Annotated in this window: 13 protein-coding genes; 3 read left to right on the forward strand and 10 right to left on the reverse strand. The window is 47.2% G+C overall.

From position 1 onward, the window contains the following. Window positions 1–45 precede the first annotated feature (45 nt). From Q9R36_RS20335 to Q9R36_RS20375, 9 genes are all read right to left on the reverse strand, one after another. Complete coding sequence (locus Q9R36_RS20335) at window positions 46–762, reverse strand: LutC/YkgG family protein (RefSeq protein ID WP_253616466.1); 717 nt, start codon at window positions 760–762, stop codon at window positions 46–48. Further along, on the reverse strand, window positions 762–2,189 hold the full coding sequence (locus Q9R36_RS20340) for a LutB/LldF family L-lactate oxidation iron-sulfur protein (protein ID WP_094769089.1): 1,428 nt from the start codon (window positions 2,187–2,189) through the stop codon (window positions 762–764). The genes Q9R36_RS20335 and Q9R36_RS20340 overlap by 1 nt, the downstream gene beginning before the upstream one ends. A 27-nt stretch (window positions 2,190–2,216) precedes the next feature. Further along, window positions 2,217–2,933 (reverse strand): (Fe-S)-binding protein, encoded by a 717-nt coding sequence (locus Q9R36_RS20345; protein ID WP_253616465.1) that lies wholly within the window; start codon window positions 2,931–2,933, stop codon window positions 2,217–2,219. A gap of 183 nt (window positions 2,934–3,116) precedes the next feature. Continuing rightward, on the reverse strand, window positions 3,117–4,901 hold the full coding sequence (locus Q9R36_RS20350; RefSeq protein ID WP_253616464.1) for an L-lactate permease: 1,785 nt from the start codon (window positions 4,899–4,901) through the stop codon (window positions 3,117–3,119). 227 nt (window positions 4,902–5,128) lie between these two features. Continuing rightward, on the reverse strand, window positions 5,129–5,848 hold the full coding sequence (locus Q9R36_RS20355; protein ID WP_094769132.1) for a FadR/GntR family transcriptional regulator: 720 nt from the start codon (window positions 5,846–5,848) through the stop codon (window positions 5,129–5,131). 85 nt (window positions 5,849–5,933) lie between these two features. Next, on the reverse strand, window positions 5,934–6,641 hold the full coding sequence (locus tag Q9R36_RS20360) for a hypothetical protein (protein ID WP_253616463.1): 708 nt from the start codon (window positions 6,639–6,641) through the stop codon (window positions 5,934–5,936). 77 nt (window positions 6,642–6,718) lie between these two features. Beyond that, the gene (locus Q9R36_RS20365; RefSeq protein ID WP_148950937.1) at window positions 6,719–7,144 is read right to left on the reverse strand and encodes a flavoprotein; all 426 of its coding nucleotides are present in this window, start codon (window positions 7,142–7,144) and stop codon (window positions 6,719–6,721) included. A gap of 73 nt (window positions 7,145–7,217) precedes the next feature. Next, entirely contained in the window at window positions 7,218–8,573 is a 1,356-nt protein-coding gene (locus Q9R36_RS20370; protein WP_009791810.1) for a DUF4179 domain-containing protein, read from the reverse strand. Next, window positions 8,558–9,130 carry a sigma-70 family RNA polymerase sigma factor gene (locus Q9R36_RS20375; protein WP_232217721.1) on the reverse strand — a complete coding sequence of 191 codons (573 nt, stop codon included), beginning with the start codon at window positions 9,128–9,130 and terminating at the stop codon, window positions 8,558–8,560. The genes Q9R36_RS20370 and Q9R36_RS20375 overlap by 16 nt, the downstream gene beginning before the upstream one ends. Window positions 9,131–9,330: 200 nt before the next feature. Between Q9R36_RS20375 and Q9R36_RS20380 the strand changes: the two genes are divergently transcribed. Then, a complete protein-coding gene (locus Q9R36_RS20380) occupies window positions 9,331–9,624 on the forward strand; it encodes a DUF5634 family protein (protein ID WP_253619044.1) in 294 nt (97 codons plus the stop codon). A 49-nt stretch (window positions 9,625–9,673) separates the two neighbouring features. Here Q9R36_RS20380 and Q9R36_RS20385 read toward each other — a convergent pair whose 3' ends face one another. Then, on the reverse strand, window positions 9,674–11,719 hold the full coding sequence (locus tag Q9R36_RS20385; protein WP_129613442.1) for a bifunctional diguanylate cyclase/phosphodiesterase: 2,046 nt from the start codon (window positions 11,717–11,719) through the stop codon (window positions 9,674–9,676). 183 nt (window positions 11,720–11,902) lie between these two features. On the opposite strand from Q9R36_RS20385, the gene Q9R36_RS20390 reads away from it, so the two are divergent. Next, entirely contained in the window at window positions 11,903–12,328 is a 426-nt protein-coding gene (locus tag Q9R36_RS20390) for a MarR family winged helix-turn-helix transcriptional regulator (RefSeq protein WP_009791814.1), read from the forward strand. 123 nt (window positions 12,329–12,451) lie between these two features. Then, window positions 12,452–13,078, forward strand: coding sequence for an FMN-dependent NADH-azoreductase (locus Q9R36_RS20395; RefSeq protein WP_253616462.1), 627 nt, complete (start codon window positions 12,452–12,454; stop codon window positions 13,076–13,078). The last annotated feature ends 4 nt before the right edge of the window (window positions 13,079–13,082 follow it).

Raw genomic sequence — 13,082 nt, forward strand, 5'->3', positions numbered from 1 at the left:
TTGGGAGCCTTTAATTACTGAACAGCTTTATTTCGTCAGCTTTCCTTATAAGTCATCTACTACCAAATAAACAGCTTTGACTGGGCCATGGACGCCGACGATTAGGTTCATTTCGATGTCGGCGCTGTTGCTTGGGCCGGAGATGAAGTTGATGCAGGATGGGACTTCTTCTCCTTTGGCTGCGATTTCGTGGATGGCTTTGGCTGCCTGGGTCATTCTTGGGACGATGGTGCTTTTTGGGATGATGGCAAAGTAGATGGCTGGCAGGAGGCTGACGGACCGCCCTTTTCCTTGGCCGCTGAATAGGACAACGGTTCCGGATTCTGCCAGGGTTGTGTCACTGAAGGTGATCCCGATATCGGCGGTGGCTGAAATGGCGAGGTTTTCTTCCCCGGCTTCGGGATCCCATACATGCAGATCGATTCCGTCCGTTTTAAGGGTGCTTTGCATGCTGCCGAGCCCGCATTCTTCAAAACGGGGGTCATCCCATGTGACGACTGATTTTCCGCCTGTTTCCTTTATCAGTTCTGTTATCAGAAAAGGAAGGTCGGCTGTTACTGTCCGATGCACTTCTGTATGGATGATTTCACATTGCTTGATGAGGACTTCGGCAAGCTCATCCTGTGAAAAGCCCTTTAGGACCTCCCACTGCGGATTATGCTTCCAGACCGGCTTTTCAACATGAATGCGCCGTTCCCGTCCAAGATTCTTCGCCAGGCTATCCAGGAAAGATGAGCGGTTTTGGATTTGTCCTGCAGGCATTATTTGTCACCCTCTTTTTCTCTCTTTTTGAACCAGTCCCTGAACCGGTCTTTCTTAGGTGCCGGGAATTCGCGGATATCTGTCCAATTTTTCAGCGGGCCGGGTCCTTTGGAAATTTTCTCATCCTTTGAAAAGACGCCAAGTGCCGCCGGTGCCAGCTTTGAACCGATATTGTACATGGCCGGTGAAGCAGTACCCATGCTGAAGGCCTTCATGGAAAGATTCTCAAAGGCAGGAGCCCTGCCCTCTTTCTCGACAATTTCCTGGCGATGGCGCAGCAGGTGCTCGTGAAGCGGAATCTTTACCGGGCATGCCTCTGTGCACGCCGCACATAAGGTTGAAGCATAAGGAAGTTCTTTAAATTCATCATAGCCGCCCAATAATGGCGACAGGACAGCCCCGACCGGTCCCGGATAGATGGAGCCGTAGGAATGTCCGCCTACATGGCGGTAGACCGGGCAAACATTGATGCAGGCTGCACAGCGGATGCAGTGCAGGATTGACTGGAAGGCCGTCCCCAATATCTTCGAGCGCCCATTGTCGACGATGACCAGGTGGAATTCCTCCGGTCCGTCAACATCGCCCTCCTGCTTGGGTCCGCTCAGGCCGGTGACATAGCTTGTCAGCTTCTGCCCGACTGCCGCCCTTGTCAAAAGGCTGACCAGGACCTCCATTTCTTCCCAGGTCGGTACAATCCTCTCCATGCCCATAACGGTGATCTGCGTCTTCGGGATCGCCGTAACCATCCGGGCATTTCCTTCATTCGTCACAAGAGAAACCGTGCCGGACTCTGCAATGGCAAAATTGCAGCCTGTGATGCCGATGTCTGCCTCCAGGAATTCCTTGCGAAGCTTTTCCCGTGCAAACAAGGCAAGCTCTTCCGGCTTTTCCGTTTTGTCATAGCCCAGCTTCGCTTTGAACACATCGCGGATTTGTTCTTTGTTTTTATGAAGTGCGGGCGTGACGATATGGGAAGGAGGATCATGGTCATCGACCTGCAGGATCCACTCCCCAAGGTCAGTTTCAATGACTTCACAGCCGGCCTTTTCAAGCGCCTCGTTCATGTTGATTTCTTCTGTGACCATTGATTTGGACTTAACGACCTTTTTTCCTTTTTTCCGTTTTACAACATTCGTGATATAGTCATTCGCTTCTTCCGCCGTTTCCGCAAAAAAGACATGGCCGCCGCGCTTTGCCACATTTTCGCTCAGCTGCTCCAGATAGTAGTCAAGATTTTCTATTGTATGGGAGCGGATTTCTTCGCCAAGCTGGCGCCAGTCCTCCCAGTTCCCAAGCTCTTCCGCTGCATTCAGGCGCCCTGTGCGGAAGCGCCCCTGTGCAGAAGAAACGGCTCCGCGCATAAACGTATCATTGATGCCGCCGGCAACCCGTTCCTTAAAGGGCTTATCTCCAATCTTCATTGCCATTTTTATTCCCCCTCTTTCTCTGCACTTTTATCTGCTGTTCAGGACGGATGCTATGTGCATTACTTTGATCTGCTTTCCGTGCCTCTCGATCCGCCCGCCGATATTCATCAGGCAGCCGCAATCTCCGCCTATTAAAATATCAGCCTCTGATTCTTCAATATGCATGACTTTTTCATCGACCATCTGCTCTGAAATCGGTGTCATTTTTATCGAAAAAGTGCCTCCAAATCCGCAGCAGTCATAGCTGTTCTGAAGCGGCCTCATCTCAAGCCCCTTCACATTGCCCAGCAGCTTCATCGGCGCTTCCTTCACTCCGAGCAGCCTCGTCATATGGCAGGAAGTATGATAGGTTGCCTTCCCATCAAGCCTGGCACCGACATCTTCAACGCCGAGCACATCAACAATGAACTGCGTCAGTTCAAACGTTTTATCAGCCAAACGCTGGGCCCTCTCTTCCCATTTCGGGTCCCCTTTGAAAATATGGGGATATTCTTTGAACATCGTGCTGCATGATCCCGAAGGAGATACCACATAATCTGCATGCTCAAAAACTTTTATCATATGTTTCATCGATTCTTTCGCTTTTTCCACATAGCCGCTGTTGTAAGCAGGCTGTCCGCAGCATGTCTGGCGCTCCGGGAAATCGACCTCGCAGCCGAGCCTTTCGAGCAGCTCCACGGTATCTTTTCCCGCTTCAGTCTGGAATATATCGATCAGGCAGGTAACAAATAATGATACTTTCATCGATTTCACCTTTTCCTTGTTATCGCTTTCACTTCTTTTGAAAGCTGATTCACTTTTTTTACTTTTGATACTATATAGTTTAAATCTTTATAGGTTTATAGTCAACAGGTCATCAGATGACTTTAGTACACTAAAATACTTTCCTGAGAAAAAGACAGGCCCCTTATAGGAACCTGCCGATTATCAAGCTGTTTTTTTCAGCTGCCTGCTTTCCGTACGGTTCTGTTTTTCCCCTTTGTACAGCATCACGAGGATGAAGCCGGCGGCAAGCGCGAGGATGGCTGTCCCTGCATTCAAGCCGAAGCCATTGATGGCTGTATAGCCGATCCCCCCGGCAAAAATGACATAGAAGGTCATCGGGATCAGTGTTTTTCTGATCAAATTTCCTTCTTTTCCGATCAGGCCTGCAGAAGAGGACGCAGCCACAACATTATGCACACAGATCATATTGCCGGCAGCTCCGCCGACTGCCTGCAGGGCAACGATTGTGGCAGGTGCTGCCATGATATTGTCTGCCACCCCGAACTGGAAGAGCGAAAACATCATATTGCTGATTGTATTGCTTCCGGCCGCAAATGCGCCGATCGCTCCAATCGTCGGTGCTGCAAGCGGCCAGTAGGAGCCGAATACCTCTGATATGCCCTCAGCGAGTGCGAGCGGCATGCTGGTATAGTCAGCTGCGTTGACGCCGGAATTGATGAATACCTGCACCATCGGCACTGCGAAAATAAGGGCTGCCATGGCACTGACAACGGTTTTGAAAGAATCTTTGACCGCCCGGCCGTATGCTTTCATATTCATCCTGTAAATAAGGATGGAGATCAGCGATACAGCAATGAATACCACACCGGGAATATTCAGCGGCTTGGATTCAACTGTGATGACTGTCCCGAATACATTCTCAAGGCTGATGACCCAGGACTGGATCCACCCTGCAAACGGGAGTGTCTTCAGTCTTGTCAGCACCAGCAGTACCGCAACAAGGATGTAAGGCATCCAGGCTGCCAGGAAAGAGACAGGCTTTGTCGCAGCATCTTCTTTATCAACCTGGAGGGTTCCCGTCCAGGCAGGATCCCAGTTGTCTGCTGAATCGAAATCCCAGGACTTTTTCGGAACAAGGAATCCCTTCCTTGCTGCCGGCACCACAATGGCAAGTCCTATCAAACCGCCGATCATGGACGGGAATTCCGGTCCAAGGAGATTGGCCACAAGCGCGTAAGGCACCGTGAATGCGAGTCCTGCGAAAATAGCAAACTTCCAGATGGCAAGCCCTTCTGCAATCGATTTATTTTTTCCAAAGAAATAAGTCAGCATCGTAACCATAAAGAGAGGGATGAATATCCCGATCACTCCGTGAATCAGGGCAACCTGGCCGCCGATACCGTTTATGTATGCCTCCATCGTTGTTCCTTGTTCAGCAACATAGCTTTGGACAAGCGGCGAATCCTTCAGTCCGGTATTGACGCCGATCAGGATCGGTGTACCGACGGCTCCATATGATACCGGCGTTGACTGCAGGATCAGGGCAACCATGACAGCTCCCATCGCGGGGAATCCGATTGCCACAAGAAGCGGACCGACAATTGTCGCCGGGGCTCCCCATCCTGCGGCACCTTCCAGGAAGGAACCGAACAGCCAGCAGACGATGATCGTCTGGACGCGCCTGTCAGGCGAGATGCTCATAAAGCCTTTACGTATCGTAAAGATGGCACCGCTTTCTTTCAAGGTGTTAAGAAGCAGGATTGCTCCGAAGACAATCACCCCTACTTCAAGGGCGGTCGCCAGGCCTTTGACAGCAGCAGCCCCGATCTGGGCGCCAGGCACCTTCCACACAGCCATGGCCATCAGGACGGTTACGATCAGCGATAAAGGCATCGCCTTATTCGCTGGCCATCTCAATATGACTAAAAAAACAAATACCGAAACAATCGGTATGGTAGCAATGAGAGCGAGCATTCCAATACTCATCGTTTTTCTCTCCTTTTTAATAGCATATTCATTCATCATATTAACAGGTCATCAGATGACTTTATTCTATTAAACAGTATAAGTAAAACGCTTTCACATTACAATAGGAAATTTTCAGATATTAACTTTTGCAGGGAGTAACGCTTTTCGGTTTTAATGGATTCCTAAATACCGAGCAAAGAATCATAAAAAATAAATAAGCCTGCATCCCCCTCGGATGCAGGCCCTCACTCTTCCATTTCGTTCATATATTTCATCAGGACCTCTTCCACACTATGCAGGTGGTCGAGCATCAGCTGCTGGGCGCGGGGCCCATCCTGGTCCCGGATGCTTTCATAGATGCTCTGGTGCTCGAGTGTGAGGCGGCCTAAAGCTTTTTCGGTAGAATACAGCCAGATTCTCCTTGTCTCACGCATGGTGGTCACCATCATTTCCGAAACATTATTCATCAGGCTGATCAGCAGATCATTTTGCGACGCCTTGGCAATCGCCATATGAAACTGAAAATCCGCTTCTTCCCCAAGCTCTTCATCGCTGGCCTTTTTCATCTGCTCAAGCGCTGATTCAATTTCAGCCAGCTGCTCTACCGTACGCCTTTCTGCAGCAGCACTGACGGCGCCGACCTCAAGGATCCTCCGCACCTCCAGAAGATTTTTAACATCTGCCTTTTTCATCAGCATGGCTGTATACACTGGAAGCGTCAGCATATTGGATTCAAATTCCCTGATATAGGTTCCTTCGCCCTGATGCATTTCCACAAGCCCCATGGCACGCAGAGCGCTCAAGGCCTCCCGGACCGCAGACCTGCCGACCTGGAAGTTTTCAGCCAGCTGCTGGACCGAAGCAAGCTTATCTCCCGGCTTCAGCTCTCCTGACTTGATCATATCCATTAGCGCCTCAGCAATTTCTTCATATATTTTACGCGGTTTAATCCGTTTATAGTTCACATGGCTCACCCCATTATCCTTCTGCTTCTGATTTTATAGCATAATGGATGAACGGACAATGCGGAGAGGCCAGCTAAGATTCTTTTTATCTGGCATAGGGTTCAATCAGCGGCTTTTCAGACCGGTAATACATCTGAGCATCAGGCCCTGAGATCAAGACGCCCTTCCCATCCTTTTCAATATAAATGACTGACTCCAGGCCGCTTCCCCATTTAGGCTCTGTCCCTGAAAGAAGGTAAGGAAATCTTTCATCATGATTGTCGTCCATCGTTATTTCCCTGTACCATTCTTCACTATCAAAATTTCCCCTGGTCCATGTTCCTGTCTCCAGCAGTGCTCCCTGGCGGAGAACTGTCCGTTCTGCTGAAGGGTGCAGCAGGACCACTTCTGCATTCTCAACACTGGCCAAATAGACGGCAGGATCCTTTGTGTCATAGACCCCATGGTAAAACATAGCCGCTGCAAGTGAAGCCGCAAGCAAAGCAAAATTGGCGGCAAACCCCAGCCAGGCAAACCGCCGGTACTTTGCCCATCTCCCTTCTTTGCCCCTGGAAAAAAAGTAAAGGATCCATACCCCGAGAGGCAGTATCGGCAGCCGGATGGGCAGGCCGTCACTTTGCCAGTTAATTGAAAAAGAAAAGAGTCCAATAAACATAATGAGGATGATTTTTAATACCTTGGGCTTTTCCTCCTGCTTTTTATATAAAACGATTGCGGCAATCACAATAGCTGCATAAGCCAATATGGTGGCTGCCCATTCTACTGCGTTACCTGTAAAATCCAGATTGATCATGGAGCTCACCTCCTGCGGTTCCATTTACTGTTATATGTATGATAGCAAAGAAAAAGGACCACTGCGCATGGTCCTTTTCAGATATGCTGCTCGAGCTGCAGGGTGCCGATTCTTTCCGGGGAAATTCCTGTTTCTACATAGCTTCTGGCCTGCTTCCAGCTGCCTTCTCCGTCTTTTTTGAAGGTATCGAAAAAGAGATTGGCTGTGCCGATCCGTTCTCCCTTTATAATAATCGAGGCCGACAAGACCGCCATCACTTCATCCTCCTTCAGCGGAATGACAGCAAGCTCCTTCAAATCCCAGATCCCTTCATTCTCTTTTACATACCGAAATCCCTGCTCCCAGCCTTTGACCGACTCATCGTAGCCAAAATCATCAATCTGATCCCCGCGGATTTCCCTTGCCTGATAATCCTTTGATATCAGCTCTTTCATTTCTTCGATCGAGGATTCCCTCCAGACCTGGAGATAATGGTTGAGAAATGATTTGAATTCCTGTTCCATTGCTCAGCCTCCTGTATATTCTTGTTGGAGTTAACTTCTACAGTGGAGAAGGGATATCCTTTTCCTGAAAGGATTATTTGATCGGTACTTCCATTTGGAATTCTTCTATGAGCTCGGGAGCCTTTTCATTAAAATATTTGATGAAAAGACCTTCATCCGGCGTATTCGGGAACACTTCTTCAACAAGATAAGCTTCGCCTCCTAAATATTCCCGGGACTTCTCAATGCCATGATAAAATTCCCCATTTTTATCTGTAAGCATAAACTGAAAATCATTCAGGAACGCCAGGGAGCTTTTATATTTATAGGCAATTATGAGTGTTTGGTCTGCCCTTTCAATCCCTTCTATTTCAATGCTGCCCATTTCTCCCATCTGGAAGGCTGCTTCAGTTGAGAGCGGGGTACTACTTAGAGGCGTATCTTCTTTAAACCTGTTTGAAGTCCCATTTATCACCTGTATGGTTACGGTTGACGAACCTTTGTCCACTTGCTCGAAAAACTCTTTGTATTCAGTCACACTGTACCATTGGCCGTTTTCTTTTGTCTGGGTCCCCATTCCCATTGTCCAATTGTTTAAATTCCTTAAAACTTTGCCATTTTCATCAATAAGCCTGATTGTATGAGACGGATAGGGCTCCCTATTGTTATATGGCTCCTTATATCGGAGATTAACCGATGTAGTCAGCGGGCTCAGCTTAATACTCTTTAGTTCTAGTACTTTGTTTTCCCACTGTTTAACCATATTCATAGGGATGGTTTTAATATCCTCTGATTTTTCAACAGGGAACTGGAACCGGAACGAGAAGTCCTTTTCCCATTTGTAAGATTTGTCTGTTGTAGCTTTATATAGAAAGTCCACCTTTATTTTATCCGGCAATTCGCCTTTATCATAATCGTACGTAAAGGTTGAGATGCCTGCCACTTTGTTTTCAGAAATCTGTTCATCCCTTACACCATTTCTGGAGATACCCTCTTCAGAATGATTAAGGGGTATATAAGCATCGATTTGTTTATATGAGTAATTATTTATCGGCTTTTCTGATTCAATCACATAACTGATTGAGAGTCTGCGTCCATCGTAAACTGCTTCCTTTATGCTCATCTTAATCCCATCTTCCTGCTTTTCTAAAGATAAAAGCGATACATTTCCGTCATTTGAGGCCTTTTGGAGCCCTTCATCGCCAAAAAGGCTGAAGATGGAATCAAAGAAAGGAAAGTTTGAAAAAGCAAATGCCTTTGTTCCTGATCCGAATAAAGCCAAGGAACCTGCCAAAGTGAGGAGAACTGCAGCTGCTGCAATCGATTTGATCCGCCATTTAAAGAAAAGTGGTTTTTCACTATTTTTTATACAGTCCTGCACCTTCTGTCTGTCCTCTGCAGTAAATTCCACCTCACTAAAAAGATCTTTGCTTTTTATATCCTGTCCCATTGCATGTCCTCCTTTCTCAATATCGCCCCGAGCTTTTCCCTTCCCCGTTTCAGTCTCGTTTTGACAGTATTCTCTGATATACGAAGAGTGGAGGCGACCTCTCCAACTGTAAACTCCTGATAGTAGTATAGAAAAATGACCTCTTTATATTTCGGGCTTAAAGACATGATACAATCCCTGATTTGCCTTTTATGGTCTTTTTCGAGTAACGCTGCCTCAGGGCTGTCCGCATGAGGTGTTGAGTTGTCCTCCTGTTTACCTGGTAAAAGTATCCTTTTGAAGTACGCACTCTTTAAATGGTCTTTGCACTGGTTAATGGTGATCCGGTACAGCCAGGTCTTCAGGGAAGACTCCCCTTTAAACTTTTGCAGGCTGGAGCTGCAGCTGATAAATACATTCTGTACAATATCCTTGGCCAGCCCGGCATCCTTTACATAAGAGAAAGCAAGCGTTGCAAGCTCCGTTCCGTATGTAACCATGATTTCTTCTAATATTTCTTCCAAATTTTCATTCTTTGCCAAATCCGGATTAAAATCCTGCTCACCTTCTATATACACCAAAACCCACCTCCTTGTTTAAAATTCGTGATTTGACGAGGTGAAGCAGCTGAGGGTTTCAAATTTTTTTAAAAAACAAATAATTATCATTATATCTCACACCTTTTTACAAGTAACCCATTCACTGTGAAGAATAAAACCTAAGAACCAAGCCATATTAAAAGCAGATAACAACGAAAGGAGACAGCACAGTGGAATCGATGACGCGTGAGCAGATTCTGGCGGATTTGCAGAGGTCTTTTGAGGGCTATTTGAATGAATACGGGGCGGACAGTATAGGCACTTATGAGGAGCCAGGCCAGGGCGGGCGCTATTATTTCGGCTGCACGGTCAAGAAGGATGATCAGACGTTCCATATACATACACCTTTTGCACAGCAGGAGGATGGAAGATTTACGGCTCTTGGAAACGGCTGGACGGCCGAGACGGATGATCCGATGCTTCAGGACAAAAGGGGATATGGAGATCTGGAGAGTGCACTCAAAGAAATCTAGCATATAGAAAAGGCAGGCTGGACTGAAAGTGTCCGGCCTGCCTTCTTTCTTAAACCAATGCTTCTTCATGTCTGTTCTGTATCCAGTCCTGCAGCTCTTCTTCTTTCAGCGGGCGGGAAAAATAATAGCCCTGTACATGCGGCGATTCGCTTAAAGAAGCAATAAAGTCGATCTGGTCCTGATATTCTGCTCCCTCGATGACGACCTTTAAATTCAGGGAGCAGGACAGAGAAATGATGGCCCGCAGGATGGCCGAATCCTTTTCTGACATCGGCACCCCGTCGACGAAGGATTTATCAATTTTGATGGTCGAAATCGGTATTCTTTTTAAATACGAAAGAGAGGATACGCCTGTACCAAAATCGTCCAAGGCAACAGAAAGCCCCATTTCCCTGAACTGCGCCACTGCCTGAATGGCATTCTCAATATCATGGATGACGCTGGTCTCCGTGATTTCCAATTCAAGCAGATGGCTGCTGATATCATATTTCTCAAGACTGTCTATTAAAACGTTCAGCAGTTTGGCTGAAGTCAGATAAGGGCCCGGGATGTTAATGGAAATCTGGTGAAGGGCTGCCCCTTCTTTTCGCCAGTGGGACAGCTGAAGGCATACTTTTTCAATCACCCAGTCTGTGACTTTGAAAAGCTTCCCGCTTTCCTCGAGGATGGGAATGAAAACGCCTGGCGAAATCATGCCATGCCTGGGGTGGTTCCAGCGCAATAATGCCTCCATGCCTGAAACCTCCCATGTGCTTGAGGAGATTTTCGGCTGGTAGACAAGAAAAAGGTCGTCATTTTCCATAGCAAGTGTGATATCCTTAGCCAGTTCCTTTTCAAAGCTGTAGGTATGGACAGCGGGATTATATTCAATTACCTCATGCTTGTACCTGGTTGTTGAATGCAGGAGTACAGCCATTGTGCTTGAGAACAGTTCTTTATGCGGCTGTTTATCGCTGGCTGAACTTACTGCACACACCATATCTATCACGAGCCGCTGTTTTCCGATGATCAGCGGCTGAGTGAATACAGCCATGATTCTATGCAAGGCTGCCTTTAATTTTTCATATTCATGCTCCCCGGAGGCGAACATCGCAAAACGATTTCCTTCGATGCGGTATGCCTTCATTTCCAGCGGAAGCAGCCCTTTAATCCCCCCATGGACAGATTGGATGATTTCATCTCCGAATGAATAGCCAAAACCGCTGTTCCATTTCTCCAGGTCATGGATATGGATGATGGCCAGGCATCCTTTGCCCCCGTTTTTCAAATCCTGTTCAAACTGCCGCTGGTTCGGCAGCTTTGTAAGCGGATCAAAATAGCTCAGGCGGTATTCTACATAACGGTCCAGAAGGCTCGTCAGGCCGGAAATGGCAAGGAGAATCAAGATTCCCGCCGTGATGACGCCAATCAAGAGCCTCATATCCATACTATGCATCTCATGCAAAGCATGGCCCAATGGCGCATCTGTATAAAAAACAACAGCGGCCATACCGGTGTAATGCATACTTGTAATCGCAAGGCCCATGATAAGAGCAGTGGCCGCTTTTACCAGAAATCTGCCCATATATTTCTGCAGCACAGAAAATATATACAAGGCAACATAGGATACTACGACAGCAATGGCGATGGAGGCGGCAAACAGGCCCGGCTTATAGCTGTATTCAGCTTCCATCTTCATGGCAGCCATACCGAAATAATGCATGGCTGAGATGCCCATCCCCATGATGGCCCCTGAAATAGCAGATGGCCAATGAGTGCTGTTCTTCCGGTTGCTGATATAAAAGGCCAGATAAGAGGCCAAAAAGGCTGGAAACACAGAAACGATTGTAAGCGTCAAATCATACTTCATCGGCATCGGAAGCATGAACGCGCTCATGCCGATAAAATGCATGGACCAGATTCCGAGCCCCATGGCAATGGAAGACAGCAGCAGCCAGAACCTCTGCTGGAAAAAGCTTGGCTGCTGCATACGCTGGTTCATGGATAGTGCGGTATAAGACGCACAGCAGGCAATAATAATAGAAAGAAGAACAATCGGGACAGAATAATGTCCTTGCAGAATATATATATTCTCTGAGTCTCGGACTGTAAACATGGGTGTATAACCTCATTCATTTTTTATAGGCATATCATACTGGTTATATCGGCAGTTTTTTCCGATTATCAACTAAAAGATCACCTTCCGGCAAATTGATGCTCAACTTATTGTTTTTTTGCTGTCATAACCATAAAATATGATTATCTGCAGCCTGTTTACTTATAGAACGGAGGAACCCTTTTGAAGCTTTCTTTTACCGATTACATCAGCATCTATATCCATCAGACCGACCTGACGCTGACCAGCTATGTAAAGAACAGGCTGGCGCCTTATAATCTGGCTCCCGAGCAAAATTTAATCATGATGCTGCTTTGGGAAAAGGATGGAATCACACAAAATGAAGTAGCGGAAAGGCTGCTGAAAGATAAAACCAATATTGCGCGCATGGTATCCAATCTTGAGAAAAAGGGATTTATTCAAAGGATCCAGCATAAAAGCGACCGCCGTTCCCTCCAGCTGTTCCTGACAGAAAAAGGCCGGGAGCTCGGGGAGCACATCATTCCCCTAACCGAGGAGTTCAACTCTCTCGTCTGCCAGGGAATTTCAGAGGAAGAGCAGAACGAAGTCAGAAGGATTCTCCGCAAAATGCAGGCAAATGTCCAGTAGTCTGTTCATTTGCCTGCATAAATGTTGCTACAACAACCAAGAATGTGGTAAAGTGATGTTTGTCTTATACAGCATCATTCACAGTTGCTATAGCAACCCAGAAAAATAAAGCGAGGTATTCTTATGTCAAACGTATTATTCATCAAAGCCAATTCCCGCCCGGCCGATCAGGCTGTAAGCGTTCAGCTCTATAATGCTTTTGTTGAAAGCTACAAACAAGCTCATCCAGGCGAACAAATCACTGAGCTGGACCTATTCGGCGAAAACCTGCCATACTACAGCAATGATATGATGGGCGGCATGTTCAAGCTTGCTAAAGGCATGGAGCTTACGCCAGCTGAAACGGAAGCAGCAAACCTGGTAAACAAATATCTGGACCAGTTCCTGGCTGCAGATAAAGTGGTATTCGCATTCCCGCTTTGGAACTTCACTGTTCCTGCAGTACTGCACACCTATCTTGATTATCTCGGACAGGCAGGAAAAACTTTCCGCTATACAGCAGAAGGCCCTGTCGGTCTGCTGGGAGACAAGAAGGTTGTCCTTCTTAATGCACGCGGAGGCATTTATTCTGAAGGCCCTGCGGCAAGCGCTGAAATGGCCGTCAACTATGTGAGCACCATCCTGAACTTCTGGGGCGTCCAGAACGTTGAATCTATCATCGTTGAAGGCCATAACCAATTCCCTGACCGTGCACAGGAAATCATCAATGAAGGACTTGAAAAAGCAAAAGCGGCAGCGAAGGAATTTTAATCTG

The sequence above is a fragment of the Bacillus sp. AG4(2022) genome (assembly GCF_031844465.1).
Taxonomy (GTDB): Bacteria; Bacillota; Bacilli; order Bacillales; family Cytobacillaceae; genus Bacillus_AB; species Bacillus_AB infantis.

Excerpts from the sequence above, each read along its gene's own strand:
- Q9R36_RS20360 (WP_253616463.1), bottom strand. The coding sequence starts at position 6,641 with ATGATCAATCTGGATTTTACAGGTAACGCAGTAGAATGGGCAGCCACC.
- Q9R36_RS20335 (WP_253616466.1), bottom strand. The coding sequence starts at position 762 with ATGCCTGCAGGACAAATCCAAAACCGCTCATCTTTCCTGGATAGCCTG.
- Q9R36_RS20345 (WP_253616465.1), bottom strand. The coding sequence starts at position 2,933 with ATGAAAGTATCATTATTTGTTACCTGCCTGATCGATATATTCCAGACT.
- Q9R36_RS20365 (WP_148950937.1), bottom strand. The coding sequence starts at position 7,144 with ATGGAACAGGAATTCAAATCATTTCTCAACCATTATCTCCAGGTCTGG.
- Q9R36_RS20340 (WP_094769089.1), bottom strand. The coding sequence starts at position 2,189 with ATGGCAATGAAGATTGGAGATAAGCCCTTTAAGGAACGGGTTGCCGGC.
- Q9R36_RS20385 (WP_129613442.1), bottom strand. The coding sequence starts at position 11,719 with ATGTTTACAGTCCGAGACTCAGAGAATATATATATTCTGCAAGGACAT.
- Q9R36_RS20370 (WP_009791810.1), bottom strand. The coding sequence starts at position 8,573 with ATGGGACAGGATATAAAAAGCAAAGATCTTTTTAGTGAGGTGGAATTT.
- Q9R36_RS20350 (WP_253616464.1), bottom strand. The coding sequence starts at position 4,901 with ATGAGTATTGGAATGCTCGCTCTCATTGCTACCATACCGATTGTTTCG.
- Q9R36_RS20395 (WP_253616462.1), top strand. The coding sequence starts at position 12,452 with ATGTCAAACGTATTATTCATCAAAGCCAATTCCCGCCCGGCCGATCAG.
- Q9R36_RS20380 (WP_253619044.1), top strand. The coding sequence starts at position 9,331 with ATGACGCGTGAGCAGATTCTGGCGGATTTGCAGAGGTCTTTTGAGGGC.